Origin of the sequence: Faecalibacillus intestinalis, from assembly GCF_003024685.1 — a bacterium.
GTDB lineage: Bacteria > Bacillota_I > Bacilli_A > Erysipelotrichales > Coprobacillaceae > Faecalibacillus > Faecalibacillus intestinalis.
Genome location: NZ_PYLQ01000002.1, coordinates 151,875 through 172,406, shown reverse-complemented (window position 1 = coordinate 172,406; position 20,532 = coordinate 151,875). Strand labels below are relative to the sequence as shown.

Below are 20,532 nucleotides of genomic sequence, written 5' to 3'. Positions count from 1 at the left end.
TTTAGCCCTCCTTTATAAATTTTTCTACACTATCAAGGCATTTTAAAATTATCTTATTCACATCTACATTTTGTTTAATTTTACCACCGTGATTAACAACATTTCTTATTTTTAAATAAAAATCATTTATGCTATCTTTATCAAGAATGTCAGTGTTTTTTGAGAGATTATTATTTTTATTACGAATTTTTACTATATAATCTTTTGAATTTATATTCTTAGATGAATTTCGTATATTTAAAAAGAATAAAAGATCTGTTGATAAGTCATAAAAATCAGATTCTTTAGCAATTTTATTTAATAATTCTTCTTTAAACGATTTACTATCTGGAAAATAATAATAATGCACAAGTTCTTCCCTAATTAGTTGATCTGTAAACGTAATAGCAATTTGTAAAGAATTATGAGCTAATAAAAGTTTAATAAATTTGATTTTTTTAATAGCATCATTTTTTTCTATATAAATATTTGATAATTTCTTTTGTATACTTTTGAGATATGGTGTAAGAAGAATATATTTATCTTTTTCTTTTAATATGGATTGGCAGAAATTATAAATTTGAGAAATAGAATGAACACAGCTATCAAATTCACAATAATCTAGCATGTGATTAAATTGATAAATGCCTTTCATCAAATTATTTATTTTATTATCATTTAAATTGTATAAATATGTATCTGATATCTTTAAAAATTGATCGAATGCCATTAATGATGAAGCAATTTTTGAATTTTCATATTGGTTAATTAAATCAATAATTAATCCTTCATTAGTTTCACGATTATAATTACCATAGAATAGATGCTTTAATTGTTTTTTAGTTGATACTTCTAAATAATTAGATATCATTGTCACTGAAATTGGAATATTTCTAAAACTATGTGTAACATCAATAATAAAATCTTCTTTTAATACTTCATTCATTTTTTGTAGAATTTCTTCAATTTTTACGAATTCATTTATAGTTATAAATTTAATATCTATATTAAATTTAGTTTTTATTTCATTTTTAATGTTTCTAGCACCTAGACTATATGACTTCTCGGTACAAAATACAAATACTTCAGAAATATCTGATTGAAATTTTTCAATGATAGCGCTCTGAACGTACTTAGAAGCATGAATTTCTTCTTTGTTATCTTCAAAAGAATAAAGCGCCTCTTCATAGCCTTCCGGAAGAGTACCAACTCCTAAAAAAGTAAAGTATTGCATAATTAATCGCCTCCTTATATATTATTATACCATATATAAAACTGTATATTGAAAACACTTTCATATAAATTCTATAGTGATATTTTTAATAAAATACTGAATTAAACAATTAAAAATAAAAAAATTCATTTTTTAAAAGAAATTTTGACTTTTAGTGTCTATATATATACTGAAAGGAGAATTTTATAATGGAAAAGATAAGACCTAGAATTGCCGATTTTAAAAATGATCTTGTATTTAAGTATCTATTATCCAATATGAAAGATGTTCAGTGTTACTATCTATTAAAACTCATCATCGAAGAGATTGCACATATCAAAACTCAAGAAATTACAGTCTTAAACTCTGAACTTAATCCCAGTCATATAAGTGATAAAGATATGATTTTGGATGTTCAGGTAAAAACAGAAGATGGGGAACTGATTGATATAGAAATGCAGAATACAAAGTTTTCTAGAGAAATCTATCATCGTTTTCAAGCTTATGAATCTCGCATGCTTGATCATCAAGTCAATCGAGGAGATAAGAAATATAGTGAAAATCTACATAAAGTAGTAACTATTCTTTTTATCGATGATATTGATAAAGACAATCTTGAATTGATAGATGCTTATATGCCTAGAAATAGACATGGATATGTAAGAAGGTTTAATTTAATAGAAAGCTACTTTGTACAACTTCCTTTTATTAAAGTCATTGAAAAAGAAAGAGGAATTAAAAGCTTTAGTAAATCAGAAATCTTAATCTACATCTTATATCAAGGACTTACCCATGATATAATGACCTTAGATAATGAGGTGGTAACAATCATGAAAGATAAACTTGAACAATTCAATGAAGATGAAGGACTTGTTTTAGCAGCAGAGAAAAGACAACTCGTTAAAATTCAACATTACCAAGAAGAACAAAGAATTCGTAAAGAATCATTAAAAGAAGGAAAAGCTGAAGGAGAATTATTAAAAGCTAAAGAAAATACTATTGCGCTTTTTAAAAGTAAATTTTCCCAAGAACATGATGAAATATTAGAAAATTTGACACTTGAAAAATACAATCTAATTTTTGATGCATTAATCAATGATCAGGATTTAGAGAGAATTAAAGAAATTATAAGTCGAGATTAATAAAGCTTGGCTTTTATCTATGGTATAATATAAGAATCAGGAGAAACATATATATGAGAAAAGATTTAGGAAATAAAATGCAATTTATGCCTTTACCTGTTTTAATGCTTGCAACATATGATCAAGATGGTAAAGCCAATGTCATGAATGCTGCTTGGGGTGGTGTTTATGATTATAATCAAGTTTATGTATCACTTTCTAAACATAAAACAACAGATAATTTAGAATTAAAGAAAGCTTTTACTTTATCATTTGCGACAAAGAAAACTGAAAAAATTTCTGATTATTTCGGTGTTGTTTCAGGAAATAAAGAAGATAAGATTGCTAAAAGTGGTGTCCATGTAACACCTTCAAAACATGTTGATGCACCAATTATTGAAGAATATCCACTTACTTTAGAATGTACTGTAGAATCTTTTGAAGATGGAAACTTAATTGGAAATGTTGTGAATGTTTCTATTGATGAAGATTATTTAGATGAAAATGGTAAGATAGATGTAGATAAAATGGAAATTATTGCTTTTGATATGGTCAATAATACGTATCGTGTTTTAGGGGAAAATGTTGGTAAAGCTTTCAAAGATGGTTTTGATTTATAAAAAATAGTGCATCGTTTGATGCACTATTTGTAGTTGTGATAGTAGCGTTCTGGTAAAGGAGCGTGTTTTTTATAGTTTTGAATATATAAAGGAAGATAAATAAGAGCTTCTTTTAAGGTTTGTTGGTAGATTTTATCAAGAATATCATTATATTTTTCCATTTCTTTATTATGATGGTAGTTAATAATTAAACCTTGGAGTTTATGAAAATTGAATGTGAGATGGAAACATCCATAAATAAGCCCCCTTTTTAAAAAGCTAGGGGCTTTTAATAAATGATCAATTCTTTTTAATCCTTTAAGAGCTTTTTCAATATCTAAATAAGATAGTTCAGGAAAAAAGGATTGAATAGTACATATTTCTTTTTCTTTAAAGCGAATATGTTCATAGATTTCTTTATGCAAAGGATCTTGATGATGTCTTTTTAAAAGAAGACGATCATAATCAGATTCTATTTCAAAATGATCCATATTTGTATTTTTAATCATCTTTTTAATATAAGGGTGCATTTGACTATCTAATAAATAATGACAAATAAAACCAAGAATATAAGCAAGTTGTGCTTCACTTTGAATAATATCTTGTGCCTTTTCAAAGAAAGTATTGGCTTTATCTTGATGCATCTTTCTTGCTATTTTATTCCATCTTTCATAAAAGAAAATATCTGGACCATGAAGACCAATTAAAAAACAATTTTCATTTCTAAGTAATAAATCTTTAATATTTTGATCATCAAGATGTTTATAAACATCTTTACCAAAACAATAATGTGTATATCCAGCAGGCATTAGAGAAGTTCCTTATATTGATCTTCTTTAAAACCAACAAGAACTTTGTCTTTTGTTTCAAGTATAGGTCTTTTAACAAGCATACCATTAGTAGAAAGTAGTTCTAATTGTTCATCTTCACTTAAAGTCGGTAAAACATCTTTTAAATGTTTTTCTTTATAAAGATTACCTGATGTATTAAAGAATCTTTTAAGTGGTAAACCACTTTTTAAATAAAGTGCTTTTAATTCATCTTTATTTAGTTTTTCTTCAACGATATGTCTTTCATCAAATTCAATTTGATGATCTAATAAAAACTTCTTTGCTTTTTTACATGTCGAACATTTTGGATAACAAATAAATAACATAAATATCCCTCCTGAAACTATCATATCAAAATTACTACTAAATGAAAAATAATAAGGCTTATTATTGTATACTATTTCAAGATGTGATAGAATTTACTCAAATAAAGATAGAGGCGCAAGATGTTATGAGATTATTATTATTTGATGCAACAAGGTAATGAAGGAGGAGCACTTGCCGAAAGATTGTATCTATTGCATGAGGTATAATCTTGGGTGTCTAGGAAAGACCTATTCAACTGTCATTATCTAAAGGTAATGGGGAGCTATCATTGATAACGAATTTTTTGTTGCAATGATACTCATTGCAATTTTTTATTTGTCACTTTTTATAAGAGGATGAATAAAATATAGGGAGGAAATTATGAACGATATTATTGAAGCTATAAGTTGTGAAAAAGAAATTATTCAACTTAAGTTATTAAATGTACCAAAACATCCTAAAATGATTGCGAAAATCTTTTCTATATTAAAAGATGAAGAAATTAATGTAGACATGATTTCACAAGTTACTGTTGATGATTTTGTACAAATTGAAATTACATTAGATCAAGAATTCCAATTAAAACTAAATCAAGCAATCATGAAATTAAAAGATGAATTTAAACAAATTCAAATTTATCAAATTAGAAAATACGCTAAAGTTGCGGTTGGGGGAAAATTGGTGGAAACAACACCAGGTTTAGCAGCTGAAGTATTTGATGTCTTAGGACAAGCTAATATTCACTTTTATCAAATTACGACAAGTAAAAGAACAATTTCTTTAGTTATTGATAAAGAGAATTTAGATCAAGCAATTCAATTATTAAAAGAAAGATTTCATATTGAGGAGGATAAATAAATATGACAATTTTTGAAGGAAGTGCAGTCGCACTTGTATTACCAATGTTTGATAATGGAGACATTGATTTTGAAGGATTTAAAAGACAAGTTCAAAGAATGATCGATGGTGGTGTACAAGCTTTACTTGTAAATGGAACAACAGGTGAAACAGCAACCATTACAATTGAAGATGAATTTAAATTATTAGATCTAACACTAGAACTTGCGAAAGGAACAGGTGTTAAAGTTATTTGTGGAGCTGGTTCAAATGATACACAAACAGCTTTAAAGAAAGCACGTTATGCTAAAGAAAAAGGGGCAGATGCGATTCTTGTCGTAACACCTTACTACAATAAAACAAGCCAAAGAGGTTTAATTCAACATTATACAACAATTGCGGATGCCGTTGATATTCCAATGATTTTATACAATGTACCAGGAAGAACAGGATTAAATATTTCGGTTGATACTGTTGTTGAACTTGCTAAACACAAAAACATTCAAGCAATGAAAGATGCTACAGACAATATTGCTTATGCGATGGAAGTGTTAGCTAAAACAGCTGATTTAGACTTTGATTTATATTCAGGATGTGATGATAATATTCTTCCATTTATGGCAGCTGGAGGAAAAGGAGTTATTTCTGTTACTTCTAACTTATATCCAGAAGCGGTAGAAAAATTAACACAATTAATTTTAAAAGGAAATATTAAAGAAGCACAACCATTAGCTTATGCTTTAGATCCTATTTCACGTTTATTATTTATTGATGTTAATCCAATTATGCCTAAAGCAGCTCTTGCTAAAATGGGAGTATGTGGAGAACATTTAAGATTACCATTAATTGAAACTACAGAAGAAAATAAAAAAGCATTATTTGGTGCAATGGATGAATTTGAAAAATTGGGGTATTAGGATGAAAGTATTATTATATGGATATGGTTTGATGGGTAAGAAAGTTGCTCATCAATTAAGAGAAAAAGATGAATTTGATTTAATTGGTGTGGTTTCTTATGAATTTGATGAAAAAGCACCAGAAGCAATGTATAGTAACTTAACAGAAGTCCAAGATCGTGCGGATGTGATTATTGATTTTTCACATCCAAACAATCTTGATGATATTTTAGCTTACGTTAAAAAGAATAAAACAAAAGTTGTTTTTGCAACAACTGGTTTTTCTAAGGAACAATTAGATAAGATTGAAGAAGCTTCTAAAGAAATAGCTATTTTCCAATCTTATAATACAAGCTTTGGAATTCAAATGGTCACTAAGATCTTAAGACAAGTAGCTAAAGAATTCTATGATAATGGTTATGATATTGAAATCTTAGAAAAACATCATAATCAAAAGATTGATGCACCATCAGGTACAGCAAAGCTTTTATATGAAGTAATGGAAGATGAAATTAAAGAAACAACACCTGTATATGATCGTAGTGCACTTCATGAAAAAAGAAAGAAACAAGAAATTGGAATTCAAGCACTTCGTGGTGGAACAATTTTTGGTGAACATGAAATTATGTTTGCGGGATTAGATGAAATTATTGAAATTAAACATACAGCTTTATCGAAAGATGTCTTTGTTCAAGGTGCGTTAGCTGCAGCTAAAGCCTTACAAGATAAGGATCATGGGTTGTTTACATTAAAAACACTTTATTAGGGAGAAAAGAAATGGTTTTACAAACTGAATTTGCACAAATTAAGGGAAATGATTTATACATAGATGATGTGAAAGCAACTGATTTAGTTAAACAATATGGAACACCACTCTATGTTATGTCTGAAGGACATATTAGAAAACAATTTAATACATTAAAAACAAAAATGATTGATAAATATGAAAATACATTACCATTATTTGCATCAAAATCATTTTCGTGTAAAGCAATCTATAAATTAGCAATGGAATATGGCGTAGGAATTGATTGCGTTTCTGCAGGAGAAATCAGTGTTGCGTTAAAAGCAGGATTTGATCCTAAAAAGGTTTATTTCCATGGGAATAATAAATTACCTTCAGAAATTCAATACGCTTTAGAAAATGGTGTAGAAAACTTTGTCATTGATAACTTCTATGAAATTGAACTTGTTGAAGAAATTGCTTCAAAATTAAATGTTAAAGTCAATGGACTTGTCAGAATCACACCAGGTGTCTATGCAGGTGGACATGATTATATTCGTGTTGGAGCCAAAGATACAAAATTTGGTTTTTCAAGTCATGATAATACATACTTAAAAGCAATTAAAAAAGTTATTGATGCACCACATATCAATTTTGATGGAATTCATTGTCACGTAGGTAGTCAAATTGAAGAAATTCAAGCTTATGTACTTGCAATGAATAAATTTGTAGATATTGCTTATGAAATCTATGATATCTTTGGAATCGTTATTAATAAATTAAATGCTGGTGGTGGTTTTGGTATCCAATATACAGCAAGTGATCATCCACTAGAATTTGATGATGTTGTTTCTACAATCATGGATATCATCTACAAAGGATTCGACAAAAGAGATATGAAACGACCAATGGTCTTAGTAGAACCAGGACGTTATTGTGTAGGTAATGCAGGTATTACTTTATATACAGTAGGTTCATATAAATACATTAGAGATATTAGAGATTATATTAGTGTAGATGGAGGAATGACAGATAACATCCGTTCATCATTATATAACGCTAAATATGATGCTGTTATCGCTAATAAAGCTGGACAAGAAGCAAATCATTTAGTAACAGTAGCTGGTAAAAACTGTGAATCAGGAGATATTTTAATTAGAGATATTATGTTACAAGATCCTCAACCAGGTGATATTCTAGCAATGTTCTCGACAGGAGCTTATCACTATTCAATGTCTTCTAACTACAACCAATTACCTAAACCAGCAGTAGTCTTTACATACCAAGGTAAATCTAAAGAAGTCATTCGTAGACAAACTTTTGATGATTTGGTTGCATATGATGTAGATTAAAAAATAGAAATATACCCCAAGGTTGAATTTACCAAGGGGTTTTTAATTTGTAATAAATAAAATTTTATAGAATGAATATTATTAAATGTGAAAAAATATAATTATAATTTTTAGAATAAAAAGCAATGAAATTAATACTGTACAATGGTAAAATAGGGTATCAATATATAATCTTTTTTTAAGAAAGGAGCTTTAGGAATGATAATAAAAAATATTACTAATCAATATCTTATTGAAAGTGAAGAAAATCAGTATTTTGATCGTAAAAGTGCAAGAATAAAACCAGCAGATATACTTAGACATATTGTTGCCTTTGCAAATGCAAATGGTGGAGTTTTAGCTATTGGTATAGAAGATAATGGCGAAATCACTGGATTTGATGGTATGAATGCACATAAAGTAAATGAATTTTTAGAGGCACCTTACTTAGTTGATGGAAACGTAAAAATTAATTATGAAGAAAGAGTGATAAAAAATAAAAAAGTTCTTTTGTTTGAAATAGAACCTAGTGAAAATTATGTGATAAAAACTAAGGATTCCAAAGTGTATTTAAGAGTTGGTGATAAATCTAAATTATTGAATCATGAGCAAATAATTCAATTAGAATATGATAAAGGTGAAAGAAGATTCGAGGACCTAGTAGTAGAAGAATCTACATTTGAAGATGTTGATATCAAGTTGCTTTCTAAATATAAAGAAATTTTAAATACTAATTTATCATTAGAAGAAATTCTTGAAGCAAGGGCACTTATGAAAAAAGGGCATTTAACCTATGCTGGTATATTATTGTTTGGAAAATTTCCTACAAAGTATTTGCCTAATGCACGTGTTAGATTATTAAAGTTTGAAGGAAATAGAATGGAGACAGGGAAAAGGTTAAATATTATTAAAGAAATTAATTATGAAAATGCTATTCCTAGAATTATAGAAGATATAAAGAGAGAAATGCATTCTCAATTAAGAGATTTTCAATATTTAGCAGAAGATGGTGTATTTAAAACAATTCCAGAATATCCTGAATTTCCATGGTTTGAAGGAATTGTTAATGCGATAACACATAGAAATTATTCATTACAAGGAGATTGCATTAGAATTTCATTATATGATGATCATTTAGAAATTTTTAGTCCAGGGAAATTACCAAATATAGTGACACTTGAAAATATGAAATATACTAGATATTCTAGAAATCCTCGAATTGCAAGGGTGTTAACAGAATTTGGCTATGTTAAAGAATTAAATGAAGGAGTAAAGCGTATATATGATGAAATGCAGGAATCATTTCTAAAAGATCCAATATACACAGAGCCTAATTCTTCGTCAGTTTTATTAACACTAGAAAACAGTATTGTTTCTAGAAAAGCAAGAATCGAAGAAAATAGGAATACTATTTTTGACCCAACTACTTTACCTGAAAAACAATTATTGGTTTATGGTATTATATCTAGTCATCCAGGATTAAATGCAAAACAAATTTCAGAAATGTTGACATTAAAAAAGAGTAGTATAGAAACTGCTATTAAAGGATTAAGAAAAAAGGAAATAATTGAATATGAAGGAACAACCAGAAATGGTGGGTATATTATAAAAAAATAATTTTATAATATACCCGAGATGACCACCGAGATGACCACCGAGATGACCACCGAGATGACCACCGAGATGACCACCGAGATGACCACCGAGATGACCACCGAGATGACCACCGAGATGACCACCGAGATAAAAAATTTTTAAAGGGAATACAAAATTAGTATTCTCTTTTTATATATTTATTATTTGATACATTGTAAAATATATGTAATAAATTGTTTAAGGAGATTCTTCTATGAATATTACAGGATATAACTTAGAAACATTGAGGAAAAAAATAAGGGATTTACAAGAAGAAAATAACAAATTAAAAGAATTATTAAAAAAATCAAATATAATATTTGATGAACAAACAAATAATATAACAAATAATTTAACTGAATATAATGAAGATCAAGGTGCTTGTATAAAAGATCAATATATTACAGGTGAAATGGCTGCTATTTTTTTAACAATATTTCAAGGTAGGAGAGACGTCTATGCATTAAGAGGTTCACGAGGTGGTTATTTTCCGCAATGTAATAATAGATGGAATAGTATGTGTCCTAAACAAAACAATGTAAAAACATCATGTACAGATTGTCCGTATAAGCAATGGAAAGAATTAAACAGAAATGTAGGATTAAATCATTTGCTTGGTCATAAAGATAATTGCACAGATGTAATAGGTATTTATCCTCTTTTAGAAAATGATACATGTAAGTTTATTGTTTTTGATTTTGATAATCATGATGAAGAGAGTATAGATAATAATGATTGGAAAGATGAAGTAAATGCGTTAAGAAAAATTTGTGAAGAAAGTAATATTGATGTTTTAATAGAAAGGTCTCGTTCTGGAAATGGGGCACATGCTTGGATAGTATTCAAAGAATTTATATCAGCATCTTTAGCAAGAGACTTTGGCTATTTACTAATAGAAAAAGGAGCTGCATCAATTAACTTAAAATCATTTAGATATTATGATCGAATGTTTCCTACACAAGATCATAATCAAGGGCTTGGAAATGTTATAGCACTTCCATTACAAGGTAAAGCGTTAAAAAATGGTAATAGTGCTTTTGTTGATGAAAATTGGAATGCTTATTATGATCAATGGTTGGTTCTTAATAAAATTAATAGATTAACCAAAAAAGATGTTGAAAGGTATATTGATAAATGGAAGATCGAATTAGCAGAAGGTAAAGGATTATTGATAAATCCTAATCGAGAAGCGAGAATTAAGCCATGGAAAAAAGATGAGCCTTTTTATAAAGAAGATGTTGTAGAAAAAATGACAATTGTGCTTGCTGATGGTATTTATATTGATACTTTGAATTTAAGCCCTAGAATTCAAAATCAAATAAGGAGTTTAGTTGCTTTTGATAATCCAATATTTTATAAGAATAATAGATTAGGGTACTCGAATTGGAATCAACCAATGGTTGTTTATATGGGAAGTGATATTAATGACTATATTAAAATTCCTAGAGGATTAATGGAAAAGATTAGTGATAAGTGCTCACAGGCAAACATTCCATATGAGATTATTGATAAAAGAGAAAGAGGAAAACCAGTCAATGTAGAATTTAAAGGACAATTAAAAGATAATCAGAATACAGCAGCAAATGAATTATTAAAATATGATAATGGTATTTTAAATGCAACAACAGCGTTTGGAAAAACGGTTGTTGCAAGTTACCTTATTTCAAAAAGAAAAGTAAGTACATTGATTGTTATGCAAAGTGTTAGTTTAATTAATCAATGGGTAGAAGAGTTACATAAATTTTTAGATATAAATGAAGAATTACCAACCTATCAAACTAAAACGGGAATAATTAAAACAAGGAATGATGTTATAGGGGTTCTTTATGGAAATAAAAACACGTTAACTGGGATAATAGATGTTGTATCTGTCAATTCAATTTACGATAAAAATGGAAAAAGTAAGTTAAAAGATTCTTATGGTATGGTGATAGTTGATGAATGCCATCATAGTGCATCATCTGTATTTGAAAATGTATTAAATAAAGTGAATTCAAAATACGTTTATGGTGTTTCAGCAAATGATAAGAGAATCGATCAATTAGAAAAGAAAGTTTATATGTTGATAGGATCTATAAGACATCAATTCACAAGTAGACAAAGGATAGAACAACAAAACATTGATCATTTTATTTATCCGCGATTTACACGAGTTATTAATTTAGGTGATAGTAAACAAGATATAAATAGTGCGTATTCATTAATAGCAAAAAGTACAATTAGAAATGAAATGATAATTTCAGATATAAAAGAATGTATTAAAAATAAAAGAATGTATTAAAAATAAAAGAAGTCCTATTGTTTTAATTCGTTATAAGGAACACGCTAAATATTTATATGATGTTTTAAAGAAAGATGTGCTTGATAATACTTTCTTGATTTATGGTGATAATACTCAAAAGAAAAATAACGAAGTAAGAAAACAATTGTTAGAAATAAACCAAAATGAATCGTTTATTTTGGTTGCTACTTCACAATCTGTAGGTGAAGGGTTTAATGTTCCAAGATTAGATACACTTTTTCTTACAACACCAGTTTCAGGAGAACCATTAGTAGAACAATTTTTAGGAAGAATTAATAGAGATTATGAATTTAAGGAAAGTGCTATCGTATATGATTATGTAGATTTACATATTAGCTTTTTTAACAATATGTATAAAAAGAGGCTAAGAGCTTATAGAAAAATTGGTTTCGACGTTATTACAAATGTAGTGAATAATAAACAAGAAGCTCATCATATTTATAATTATAATGATTACTCTGAAATATTTGCTCAGGACATTCATGAGTCAAATAAGGAAATAATTGTATGTAGTCCACAATTAGATGAAAAGAAAATATTTGAATTCATTGATTTGGTGAAGAATAAACAAGAAAAAGGAGTTACGGTCATTGTTATTACAAGAGATCCTAATAATTTGCAGTTTGATAATCCTGATTATGCAAATTACTTAATATATCATTTAAAATTGGCAGGTATAATTGTTGAATTATGTGAAAACCTAGATAATCATTATGCTATTATTGACCAAGAAATTGTATGGCATGGGGGAATTAATTTATTAGGTAGACCAGATATTTATGATAATTTAATTAGATTAAAATCCGTTGATGTTGCATCGGAGTTGTTAACGTTAGATAAGGATGAATAAGATCAATATGATAATGATAAGAGCGCGCGTGAATAATATAGATTAAAAACAAGCCTCATACGCTTGTTTTTAATATCCTCTCATATGCCATATTTGTTCAGTACAGTCCTTAATAGAAAGTGTTTCTTTGTTTTTAATAAAGTCTAAAAAATCATTTTCATTTAGATTATCTTGTTCTAAAGTTCCTAGAATGCCAGCCATACTAATATGATCAATACCAAAATCCTTAAGCATATGAATTATTTTTCTTTGTGTTTCATTTATTTTTTTCATATTACCCCTCACTATTTTTTATCATTTTTATCCAGTTTTTGCTGGCAAATTCAATTTCATCTTCATAATCATCAAAATCATTATAATAATAAAGTTCATATTCTTTATGATCTATAAAGAGATAACCATAGTTATAATTTTCTAATTCAAGTTGAATGAAAATAGAATAATTTTCATAATTCATTTGTAAGAGGAGCTGTTTTATTTCTTCTTCATTTTTATTTGTAGATAGGATATGTATTTGATCATCTTTTAGATGAAAAGGATTATTTTTATAAAAAGGTTTAATTTGTATTTTTAATGTATTCATAAGCCACCTCAAAAAATATTATAAGATATTTTTCAAAAACTGAAAGATTTTTAAAAAAAGAAAAAAAGGAAGTATAGTGTAAACGAGGTGGAAGAATGCGTAGATTTGAAAGAGAAGTAATAGATTATGAATTAATAAAAGCAATGTTGAAGGAAATGAATATTGCAAATATTGGTATGAATGATGAAGATGGGTATCCTTATGTTGTTCCAACTAATTTTGGTTTTGAAATGACAGATACACATTTAAATATTTATACTCATTTTATGAAGGTAGGAAAAAAGGTTGATTTATTAAAGAAAGATCCTCGCGTATGTGTTGAGTTTAGTATTTTTAATGATTTTCCTGATAAGAAATATAAAGGGCATTATCATGATTATCGTAGTGTTATCGCTAAAGGAAAGATGAAGATGTTAGATTATAAAGATGATCCTGAAACTTGGGAAAAGGGATACAATTTGCTTTATACATGTAATCATCGTGAGATTAAACCATTAAGTGAAAGAAAGGTTGTACCTGGTATTTATATTGGTGTTATTGAATGTGATTTAAAGGATGTTACGGCTAAATCTGAGTTTCCTTTAAGGACAGTTGAAGATGTTCCTTTTTTGAATGTTTATGAACAAGAGGATGATGAAATTCCTTTCGATATATCGGATATTATTGCTGATAGAAAGGCTAGAATGAAGTAGGAGAATCATTTTGATTCTTCTTTTTTTAAACAAATTAAATGATATGTCTAAATTTATGTGAAAAAATCAACAAATATTTAATAAACAATTACTTAATAGAGGGGTTTCATGTATAATAAATTGGACGTAATTGTTTTAATTAAAGAACAATTAAGGGAGGAAGGAAAAATTTAATGAGTATGAAAAAAAACGAGGAGTGGGATGCAAATCACAAGCATGACAATCCTCCAAGAGAGAAAATTGTTAAGTTAGGTAGAAAGATTACTGATGTGGCAGATCATATTTTTGGTGGCGTAAAAGTAGAAGATCCAGAATATTGGGGACTTGCTGAAATTATAAGTGATGAAATGGCTGACATTGCTTTACAAATGAAAAAACGTACACCTTATACTTTTAAAGAAATGTGTAAGTTATGTAAGATTGAAACAAATCAAGAAGAAGCATTTCAAAAATTATTAAATGAAATGAGTTATATTGGTTTACTTGAATATGATTATGGTTATCACTATGATCATAATGGTCGCACTGCACCACAAAGTGAAAGAAGATATATTTTACCAATGTTTGTACCTGGAAGTGCAGAGTTATTTAATATGGAAGAGTTACCAGATAGATCAAATCCACGTATAACAAATCATCCAGATGTAGCTGCTTTCTTTGAACGTATGACTTATATTCCACTTGCTGGAATTACACAAATGGTACCACCAGGTGGTGGAGGAATTGGAATGCATGTTATTCCTGTTGAAAAAGCGATTTCTATGGAAAATGAAGCGATTGATATTGAAAAATTATCTTATTGGTTAGATAAATATGAAGGTAAAATTGGTGTAGGAAGATGTTCATGCCGTGCTTCAAGAAAAGCAATTGGTGATGGATGTGCTGATGATGATTTCGGTTGGTGTATCGGTGTTGGTGATTTTGCCGATTATTGTCGTGAAACAGGTAAAGGACATGATATTACTAAAGAAGAAGCTTTAGCTATTTTAAAACGTGCAGAAGATAATGGTTTTGTTCACCAAATAACAAATATTGATGGCGAAAATAAAATTTTTGGTATTTGTAACTGTAATGTTGAAATTTGTAACGCTTTAAGAACATCACAATTATTTAATACACCAAATATGTCACGTTCTGCTTATGTAGCTCATGTAGAAAAAGACAAATGTGTGGCTTGTGGAAGATGTGTGGAATATTGCCCAGCAGGTGCTGTACGTTTAGGACAAAAATTATGTAAAAAAGATGGTTCTGAAATTAAGTATCCAAAACAAGAATTACCAGATGCTACAAAATGGGGACCAGAAAAATACGATTTTAATTATCGTGATAATAATAGAATTAATACTCATGAAACAGGAACAGCTCCTTGTAAAAGTGCTTGTCCTGCTCATATTGCAGTACAAGGTTATATTAAAATGGCATCTCAAGGAAGATATCAAGATGCTTTAGCGCTCATTAAAAAACAAAATCCATTCCCAGCTGTCTGTGGAGCGATTTGTAATAGAAGATGTGAAGATGCTTGTACACGTGGTAAAGTCGATGAAGCTTTATCAATCGATGCAATTAAAAGATTTATTGCTGAACAAGATCTAAATGCCAAAACGAGACATATTCCAAAAGTTGTGATTCCTGCAAGTATTCATATGGATCATTTTGATGAAAAAATTGCGATTATTGGAGCAGGACCTGCTGGTTTAACAGCTGCTTTCTATTTAGCTGAGACAGGTTATCGTCCTACAGTGTTTGAAAAAAGCGAACATCCGGGAGGAATGTTACGTTATGGGATTCCATCTTATAAACTAGAAAAAGATTTATTAGATGCTGAAATCGATGTCGCAAAAGCGATGGGTGTTGAAATTAAAACAGGAATTGAAGTTGGAAAAGATGTAACAATTCAACAATTAAGAGAACAAGGTTATAAAGCTTTCTATATTGCTATTGGATGCGCTGCTGGTCGTTTACCAGGACTTGAAAATGAAAACGCAGAAGGTGTTATGACAGCTATTGATTATTTACATGATGCAAACTGTGGTAATGCACCATTTGCTGGAAAAGTTGTTGTCGTCGGTGGTGGAAATGTAGCCATTGATGCTTCTCGTGTATCTGCAAGAAATGCAGCAAGTTCAGTATTCCAATTTAGCTTAGAACAAGAACCAGATATGCCAGCTTCAGTTGAAGAAATCAAAGAAGCAAGAGAAGATGGTGTTACAATCAATTGTGGTTGGGGACCAAAAGAAATTCTTGCAGAAAATGGTAAAGTGACAGGTATTGTTTTCAAAAAATGTTTATCTGTCATTAATGATGGTAAATTTGCGCCAGTTTATGATGAAAATGAAACTATGACAGTTGAATGTGGTCGTTTAATCTTTGCGATTGGACAACAAAGTGTATGGAAAGATTTATTAAAAGGTGAAGATGTTAAATTCAATGGACCAGCTATTGAATTAAATCAAGTGACTTTCCAATCAAGTAAAGAAGATATCTTTGCTGGAGGAGATGTTTATACTGGACCTAAATTCGCAATTGATGCCATTGCCCAAGGTAAGATTGCTGCTGAATCATTACATCGTTATGTTCATAATGGACATATGGAAACAGGACGTAACCGTTGGGAGTTTAAACAACTTGATACAGATGATATTTTAGTAGAAAGCTATGATCGTGGACCTAAACAAGTTGAAGGTATTAACCTAGAAGTTAAAGATCGATTCAAAGATAATACACAAATTCTTACAGAAGAACAAATTAAAAAGGAAACAGCAAGATGTTTAGGATGCGGAGCAACAATCGTTGATACGAATAAATGTATTGGTTGTGGGGTATGTACAACTAAATGTGAATTTGATGCTATCAAACTTCATCGTGATCATCCAGAATGTTCTAATATGGTTGTGGCAGAAGATAAGTTTAAAGCAATTATTCCTTATCAATTAAAACGTGTTAAAAATATTATTTTAAAGAAAAAGGTAGAACATTAAGATGCATGAATTAGGTGTTACATTTTATGTTGTTAAAGATGTAAAAAAAGTTGCGCAAGAAAATAAAGTTGATAAAATTGATTATGTGAAGTTAGAAATTGGTGAAGTTTCTGGTGTTATTCATGATCAATTGATTGATTGTTGGAATTGGGCAAGAAAAAAAGAAGCAGTGACAGAACATGCAAAAATGTATATAGAAACATTAGAAGCAATTACTTATTGTGAAGATTGTCATGGACAATATCGTACGATTGATTATGGTAAAACATGTCCTTATTGTCATAGTGAAAATACTTATTTATTAAGAGGTAATGAGTTTAATATTAAGGAGATTGGTATTTATGAAGATTCTTGAACTTAAACAAAATATATTTAAAGAAAATGAAGTAACTGCAGATAAAATTCGTGATGAATTAAAAAAACAAAAAAAATTAATGATTAATGTGATGTCTTCTCCAGGTTCGGGGAAGACAACCACATTACTTCGTACGATTGAAAGATTACAAGATACCACTCGTATAGGTGTTATGGAATGTGACATTGATGCTAGTGTTGATGCTGTTACGATCGAAAATGGTGGAGCAAAAGCCATTCAATTACATACAGGTGGTATGTGTCATATGGATGCAACTATGACTCAACAAGGACTTAATGAAATGGGAATGGATGATGTAGATCTTATTTTCATTGAAAATGTTGGAAATCTTGTTTGTCCTGCAGAATTTGATACCGGTGCAAGTATTAATATTACGATTTTATCAGTTCCTGAAGGGGATGATAAACCAGCTAAGTATCCATTGGTTTATACTGTCAGTGATGTTGTTTTAATTAATAAAACTGATACATTACCTGTCTTTGATTTTAATAAAGAATTAGTAGAACAAAGAATCCATGAATTAAATCCTAACGCTCAAATCTTCTATATTTCATCTAAAAAAGATGAAGGTTTTGAACCTTGGATCAATTATCTAAAAGAAAAAATGGAGGAAGTAAACCATGGCTAAAGTAAGAGTAATCGAAGTTCATGAAAATATTTTTAATACGAATAATCAAGAAGCAGATGCTCTTCGCAAAAGACTAAAGGACAAAAAAGTGACAATGATCAATGTAATGTCTTCTCCTGGTTCTGGAAAAACAACACTTCTTTCTCATGTAATTAATGAAATTAAAGAGGATTATAAAGTAGGAGTGATGGATGTTGATATTGAAACATCACTTGATGCACAAAAGGTAGCAGATTTTACAGGAGTTCCTTCTATTCAAATTCATAATGGGGGATTATGCCATATTGATGCAGAAATGACAACAAGAGCAGTTGATGAATTTGGCGTAGATGATTTTGATCTTCTCTTTTTAGAAAATATTGGAAATCTTGTTTGTCCTGCAGAATTTGATACAGGTGCACATAAAAATATGATGATTTTATCAGTTCCTGAAGGAGATGATAAACCATTAAAGTATCCTTTAATGTTTAGTGTATGTGATTTGGTTATTATTTCTAAGATTGATACGCTTGATTATTTTGATTTTGATATTGATCAAGCAAAAGTTAATATTTTAAATTTAAATCCAAATGCAAAAATTATTTGTTTAAGTGCAAAAACAGGTGAAGGTATGAATGAATTCATTCAATGGATCAAAGAAAATAAAAATAATTAAAAAGGCATAGTTAGGCTATGCCTTTTCATTTAGTTCTTTATTTAAAATTTCTAGAAAAGCTTCTTCAGCTTTAGAAAACAAACGATACTTTTTCCAAATAAGATTACTTTTAATCATAAGTGGTGGATTTAGTGGTTTAAAACACAAAGAACCTTCAGTTGTTTCATGATAAAGATGTTCAAAAGTTAAAACATAACCAACATCCTCTTCACACATCAATTGGGCATTATAAAAAAGATTATAAGTAGCTACCACATTAAGTGCTCTTTGATTACCTCCTAACCATCCTGCAATATTATTTTTAACCATCTCTTGATTAGATATAATAATTGGCTGATTCATTAGATCCTTAGGTGTAATGAAATCTCTATTCGCAAGATTAGAATCCTTTTTCATAAGAATTCCTTCAAGGTCATAACCAGGAAGCTTTAAATAATCATATTTAGAAAAATTTGCAGGTTCCACAACAATCCCTAAATCAAAAATACTTTGATCAATCTTTTCCTCAACATATTGAGCATTTCCACTATAAAGATGAAATTTAATATGGGGATATTGTTTTTGAGTTTTAGCAATAGCTTTCATAATAACACGATTACATATACTTTCACTACATCCAATATGAATATTTCCACTAATATATTTTTTATTATTTCTAAGATAATCCTCACTTCTGTCTACAAGATTTAAAATCTCAATAGCTTGTTCCTTAAATAACCGTCCTTCTTCGGTTAAAGAAACAGTTCGCGTTGTACGATTAAAAAGTGTTGTTTTGTATTCATCTTCTAAATCTTTAATTTGTTTAGAAAGTGCAGGTTGAGAGACATTGAGTACTTTAGCGGCCTTGGAGAAACTTTGTTCCTGTGCAACTGTTATAAAGTATTTTAAGACACGTAATTCCATTAAATCACCTCAACATAAGTATATCATTATTTATAATTAAAAATAATAAATATCTATAATATATAAGTATTTGTAATTATAAATCTTCTTTTTTACAATATTCTTGAAAAACAAGGAGGAAAATTATGAATGCATTATCAACTTTATTCCCAGTATTTTTTATGATCATTTTAGGAATGATCGCGCGTATTAAAAACTTTATTAGTCCTAAACAAAAAGAAGGGGCCAATCATATTGTTTTCAATGTATTGTTTCCTATCTTAATTTTTAATGTTTTATTTACTGCTAAAATAGAAGCTTCAGCAATATTGATTGTGCTATATGTTTTAGTTGCTTTTACATTAGCTATGGTTTTAGGTAAATTTATTGCTAAGTTTACAGGAAAAGAAATGGAACATATTTCACCCTATCTTTTAACAACTTGTGAAGGAGAAAATGTTGCATTACCACTTTATACATCCATTGTAGGTGTAGCTTATGCAAGCAATACAGTTATTTATGATATTGCTGGAACAGTGATTGCTTTTATTATTATTCCTGTACTTGTTGCTAAAAAGACATCCGGAAATACAAGTACTAAGGAATTATTGAAAACAATTTTCACAAATTCATTTGTGATTGCGGTTATGTTAGGAATCATTTTAAATGTTTTAGGTGTATATGACTTGTTAAGTCAAACTGCTTTTATTGATCTTTATACAAATACAATTCAACAAGCAACAGCTCCTATTGTGAGTCTTATTTTATTAATTATCGGTTATAATTTAAAAATTAATAAAGATACTATTGGTTCATTATTAAAACTTGTAGGAGTTAGAATTATCTTTTATATGCTTGTTATTGCAGGATTCTTTGTCTTCTTCCCAAATTTAATGGCAGATAAGATCTATATGATGGGTGTATTGATTTATTTTATGTGTCCAACAGGATTTGCAATGCCGATGTTGATTTCACCACTTTATAAAGGTGAAGAAGATGAAGATTTTGTTGCTGCCTTTATTTCATTATTTATGGTTATTACGTTAATTGTTTATACATGTGTCGTTTTATTTGTTGCATAGTTTGAAAATTTCATATTTTTGACATAAATATAT

21 protein-coding genes and 1 riboswitch are annotated in these 20,532 nt (G+C 28.9%); of the genes, 15 read left to right on the top strand and 6 right to left on the bottom strand.

Annotated elements, in window-relative coordinates; genetic code table 11:
• Nucleotide 1: 1 nt before the first annotated feature.
• Complete coding sequence (locus C7U54_RS02450) at nt 2–1,213, bottom strand: CRISPR-associated DxTHG motif protein (RefSeq protein ID WP_022002447.1); 1,212 nt, start codon at nt 1,211–1,213, stop codon at nt 2–4.
• Nucleotides 1,214–1,401: 188 nt separating this feature from the next.
• Here C7U54_RS02450 and C7U54_RS02445 point away from each other — a divergent pair, with 188 nt between their 5' ends.
• Nucleotides 1,402–2,334: a PD-(D/E)XK nuclease family transposase gene (locus C7U54_RS02445; protein WP_107029182.1), complete on the top strand. Its 933-nt coding sequence runs from the start codon at nt 1,402–1,404 to the stop codon at nt 2,332–2,334.
• 53 nt (nt 2,335–2,387) lie between these two features.
• Nucleotides 2,388–2,933 carry a flavin reductase family protein gene (locus C7U54_RS02440; protein WP_022002445.1) on the top strand — a complete coding sequence of 182 codons (546 nt, stop codon included), beginning with the start codon at nt 2,388–2,390 and terminating at the stop codon, nt 2,931–2,933.
• 23 nt (nt 2,934–2,956) lie between these two features.
• Here C7U54_RS02440 and C7U54_RS02435 read toward each other — a convergent pair whose 3' ends face one another.
• Both C7U54_RS02435 and C7U54_RS02430 read right to left on the bottom strand, forming a co-directional pair.
• Entirely contained in the window at nt 2,957–3,721 is a 765-nt protein-coding gene (locus C7U54_RS02435) for a zinc dependent phospholipase C family protein (RefSeq protein WP_107029181.1), read from the bottom strand.
• On the bottom strand, nt 3,721–4,068 hold the full coding sequence (locus C7U54_RS02430; RefSeq protein WP_107029180.1) for an arsenate reductase family protein: 348 nt from the start codon (nt 4,066–4,068) through the stop codon (nt 3,721–3,723). Before C7U54_RS02430 ends, C7U54_RS02435 begins: the two co-directional genes overlap by 1 nt.
• 100 nt (nt 4,069–4,168) lie before the next feature.
• Nucleotides 4,169–4,342: riboswitch (Lysine riboswitch) on the top strand.
• An 87-nt stretch (nt 4,343–4,429) separates the two neighbouring features.
• Between C7U54_RS02430 and C7U54_RS02425 the strand changes: the two genes are divergently transcribed.
• The 7 genes from C7U54_RS02425 to C7U54_RS14820 all read left to right on the top strand — a co-directional run bounded on the left by C7U54_RS02425 (nt 4,430) and on the right by C7U54_RS14820 (nt 12,623).
• The gene (locus tag C7U54_RS02425; protein WP_022002442.1) at nt 4,430–4,906 is read left to right on the top strand and encodes an ACT domain-containing protein; all 477 of its coding nucleotides are present in this window, start codon (nt 4,430–4,432) and stop codon (nt 4,904–4,906) included.
• Between the two features lie 2 nt (nt 4,907–4,908).
• A complete protein-coding gene (gene dapA, locus C7U54_RS02420) occupies nt 4,909–5,802 on the top strand; it encodes a 4-hydroxy-tetrahydrodipicolinate synthase (protein ID WP_107029179.1) in 894 nt (297 codons plus the stop codon).
• Between the two features lies 1 nt (nt 5,803).
• Nucleotides 5,804–6,547 (top strand): 4-hydroxy-tetrahydrodipicolinate reductase, encoded by a 744-nt coding sequence (gene dapB, locus C7U54_RS02415; RefSeq protein ID WP_107029178.1) that lies wholly within the window; start codon nt 5,804–5,806, stop codon nt 6,545–6,547.
• Between the two features lie 11 nt (nt 6,548–6,558).
• Nucleotides 6,559–7,857: a diaminopimelate decarboxylase gene (gene lysA / locus C7U54_RS02410; RefSeq protein ID WP_107029177.1), complete on the top strand. Its 1,299-nt coding sequence runs from the start codon at nt 6,559–6,561 to the stop codon at nt 7,855–7,857.
• Nucleotides 7,858–8,055: 198 nt separating this feature from the next.
• On the top strand, nt 8,056–9,453 hold the full coding sequence (locus C7U54_RS02405; RefSeq protein WP_022002438.1) for an ATP-binding protein: 1,398 nt from the start codon (nt 8,056–8,058) through the stop codon (nt 9,451–9,453).
• A gap of 232 nt (nt 9,454–9,685) precedes the next feature.
• Nucleotides 9,686–11,752: a TOTE conflict system archaeo-eukaryotic primase domain-containing protein gene (locus C7U54_RS02400; RefSeq protein WP_206603574.1), complete on the top strand. Its 2,067-nt coding sequence runs from the start codon at nt 9,686–9,688 to the stop codon at nt 11,750–11,752.
• Nucleotides 11,736–12,623 carry a phospholipase D-like domain-containing protein gene (locus C7U54_RS14820; protein ID WP_396129914.1) on the top strand — a complete coding sequence of 296 codons (888 nt, stop codon included), beginning with the start codon at nt 11,736–11,738 and terminating at the stop codon, nt 12,621–12,623. Before C7U54_RS02400 ends, C7U54_RS14820 begins: the two co-directional genes overlap by 17 nt.
• 69 nt (nt 12,624–12,692) lie before the next feature.
• Here the strand turns inward: C7U54_RS14820 and C7U54_RS02395 are convergent, their stop codons facing one another.
• Nucleotides 12,693–12,896, bottom strand: coding sequence for a hypothetical protein (locus tag C7U54_RS02395; RefSeq protein WP_107029176.1), 204 nt, complete (start codon nt 12,894–12,896; stop codon nt 12,693–12,695).
• Nucleotide 12,897: 1 nt separating this feature from the next.
• Nucleotides 12,898–13,206, bottom strand: a complete 309-nt coding sequence (locus C7U54_RS02390) for a hypothetical protein (RefSeq protein WP_107029175.1) — start codon at nt 13,204–13,206, stop codon at nt 12,898–12,900.
• A 95-nt stretch (nt 13,207–13,301) separates the two neighbouring features.
• Between C7U54_RS02390 and C7U54_RS02385 the strand changes: the two genes are divergently transcribed.
• From C7U54_RS02385 to hypB (C7U54_RS02365), 5 genes are all read left to right on the top strand, one after another.
• Nucleotides 13,302–13,898 (top strand): pyridoxamine 5'-phosphate oxidase family protein, encoded by a 597-nt coding sequence (locus tag C7U54_RS02385; RefSeq protein ID WP_193448599.1) that lies wholly within the window; start codon nt 13,302–13,304, stop codon nt 13,896–13,898.
• Between the two features lie 173 nt (nt 13,899–14,071).
• A complete protein-coding gene (locus C7U54_RS02380) occupies nt 14,072–16,876 on the top strand; it encodes an FAD-dependent oxidoreductase (RefSeq protein ID WP_206603572.1) in 2,805 nt (934 codons plus the stop codon).
• Between the two features lies 1 nt (nt 16,877).
• On the top strand, nt 16,878–17,231 hold the full coding sequence (locus C7U54_RS02375) for a hydrogenase maturation nickel metallochaperone HypA (protein WP_107029174.1): 354 nt from the start codon (nt 16,878–16,880) through the stop codon (nt 17,229–17,231).
• A complete protein-coding gene (hypB, locus tag C7U54_RS02370) occupies nt 17,218–17,880 on the top strand; it encodes a hydrogenase nickel incorporation protein HypB (protein ID WP_206603571.1) in 663 nt (220 codons plus the stop codon). The genes C7U54_RS02375 and hypB (C7U54_RS02370) overlap by 14 nt, the downstream gene beginning before the upstream one ends.
• Nucleotides 17,873–18,535 carry a hydrogenase nickel incorporation protein HypB gene (gene hypB / locus C7U54_RS02365; protein WP_107029172.1) on the top strand — a complete coding sequence of 221 codons (663 nt, stop codon included), beginning with the start codon at nt 17,873–17,875 and terminating at the stop codon, nt 18,533–18,535. The genes hypB (C7U54_RS02370) and hypB (C7U54_RS02365) overlap by 8 nt, the downstream gene beginning before the upstream one ends.
• A gap of 15 nt (nt 18,536–18,550) precedes the next feature.
• Here hypB (C7U54_RS02365) and C7U54_RS02360 read toward each other — a convergent pair whose 3' ends face one another.
• Nucleotides 18,551–19,438, bottom strand: coding sequence for a LysR family transcriptional regulator (locus C7U54_RS02360; protein WP_107029171.1), 888 nt, complete (start codon nt 19,436–19,438; stop codon nt 18,551–18,553).
• 125 nt (nt 19,439–19,563) lie between these two features.
• Between C7U54_RS02360 and C7U54_RS02355 the strand changes: the two genes are divergently transcribed.
• Nucleotides 19,564–20,499 carry an AEC family transporter gene (locus C7U54_RS02355; protein ID WP_107029170.1) on the top strand — a complete coding sequence of 312 codons (936 nt, stop codon included), beginning with the start codon at nt 19,564–19,566 and terminating at the stop codon, nt 20,497–20,499.
• Nucleotides 20,500–20,532 lie beyond the last annotated feature (33 nt).

What these genes read in the sequence shown, in the direction of transcription:
- C7U54_RS02450 (WP_022002447.1), bottom strand. Translation starts at nt 1,213, where the DNA reads ATGCAATACTTTACTTTTTTAGGAGTTGGTACTCTTCCGGAAGGCTAT.
- C7U54_RS02445 (WP_107029182.1), top strand. Translation starts at nt 1,402, where the DNA reads ATGGAAAAGATAAGACCTAGAATTGCCGATTTTAAAAATGATCTTGTA.
- C7U54_RS02440 (WP_022002445.1), top strand. Translation starts at nt 2,388, where the DNA reads ATGAGAAAAGATTTAGGAAATAAAATGCAATTTATGCCTTTACCTGTT.
- C7U54_RS02435 (WP_107029181.1), bottom strand. Translation starts at nt 3,721, where the DNA reads ATGCCTGCTGGATATACACATTATTGTTTTGGTAAAGATGTTTATAAA.
- C7U54_RS02430 (WP_107029180.1), bottom strand. Translation starts at nt 4,068, where the DNA reads ATGTTATTTATTTGTTATCCAAAATGTTCGACATGTAAAAAAGCAAAG.
- C7U54_RS02425 (WP_022002442.1), top strand. Translation starts at nt 4,430, where the DNA reads ATGAACGATATTATTGAAGCTATAAGTTGTGAAAAAGAAATTATTCAA.
- dapA (WP_107029179.1), top strand. Translation starts at nt 4,909, where the DNA reads ATGACAATTTTTGAAGGAAGTGCAGTCGCACTTGTATTACCAATGTTT.
- dapB (WP_107029178.1), top strand. Translation starts at nt 5,804, where the DNA reads ATGAAAGTATTATTATATGGATATGGTTTGATGGGTAAGAAAGTTGCT.
- lysA (WP_107029177.1), top strand. Translation starts at nt 6,559, where the DNA reads ATGGTTTTACAAACTGAATTTGCACAAATTAAGGGAAATGATTTATAC.
- C7U54_RS02405 (WP_022002438.1), top strand. Translation starts at nt 8,056, where the DNA reads ATGATAATAAAAAATATTACTAATCAATATCTTATTGAAAGTGAAGAA.
- C7U54_RS02400 (WP_206603574.1), top strand. Translation starts at nt 9,686, where the DNA reads ATGAATATTACAGGATATAACTTAGAAACATTGAGGAAAAAAATAAGG.
- C7U54_RS02395 (WP_107029176.1), bottom strand. Translation starts at nt 12,896, where the DNA reads ATGAAAAAAATAAATGAAACACAAAGAAAAATAATTCATATGCTTAAG.
- C7U54_RS02390 (WP_107029175.1), bottom strand. Translation starts at nt 13,206, where the DNA reads ATGAATACATTAAAAATACAAATTAAACCTTTTTATAAAAATAATCCT.
- C7U54_RS02385 (WP_193448599.1), top strand. Translation starts at nt 13,302, where the DNA reads ATGCGTAGATTTGAAAGAGAAGTAATAGATTATGAATTAATAAAAGCA.
- C7U54_RS02380 (WP_206603572.1), top strand. Translation starts at nt 14,072, where the DNA reads ATGAGTATGAAAAAAAACGAGGAGTGGGATGCAAATCACAAGCATGAC.
- C7U54_RS02375 (WP_107029174.1), top strand. Translation starts at nt 16,878, where the DNA reads ATGCATGAATTAGGTGTTACATTTTATGTTGTTAAAGATGTAAAAAAA.
- hypB (WP_206603571.1), top strand. Translation starts at nt 17,218, where the DNA reads ATGAAGATTCTTGAACTTAAACAAAATATATTTAAAGAAAATGAAGTA.
- hypB (WP_107029172.1), top strand. Translation starts at nt 17,873, where the DNA reads ATGGCTAAAGTAAGAGTAATCGAAGTTCATGAAAATATTTTTAATACG.
- C7U54_RS02360 (WP_107029171.1), bottom strand. Translation starts at nt 19,438, where the DNA reads ATGGAATTACGTGTCTTAAAATACTTTATAACAGTTGCACAGGAACAA.
- C7U54_RS02355 (WP_107029170.1), top strand. Translation starts at nt 19,564, where the DNA reads ATGAATGCATTATCAACTTTATTCCCAGTATTTTTTATGATCATTTTA.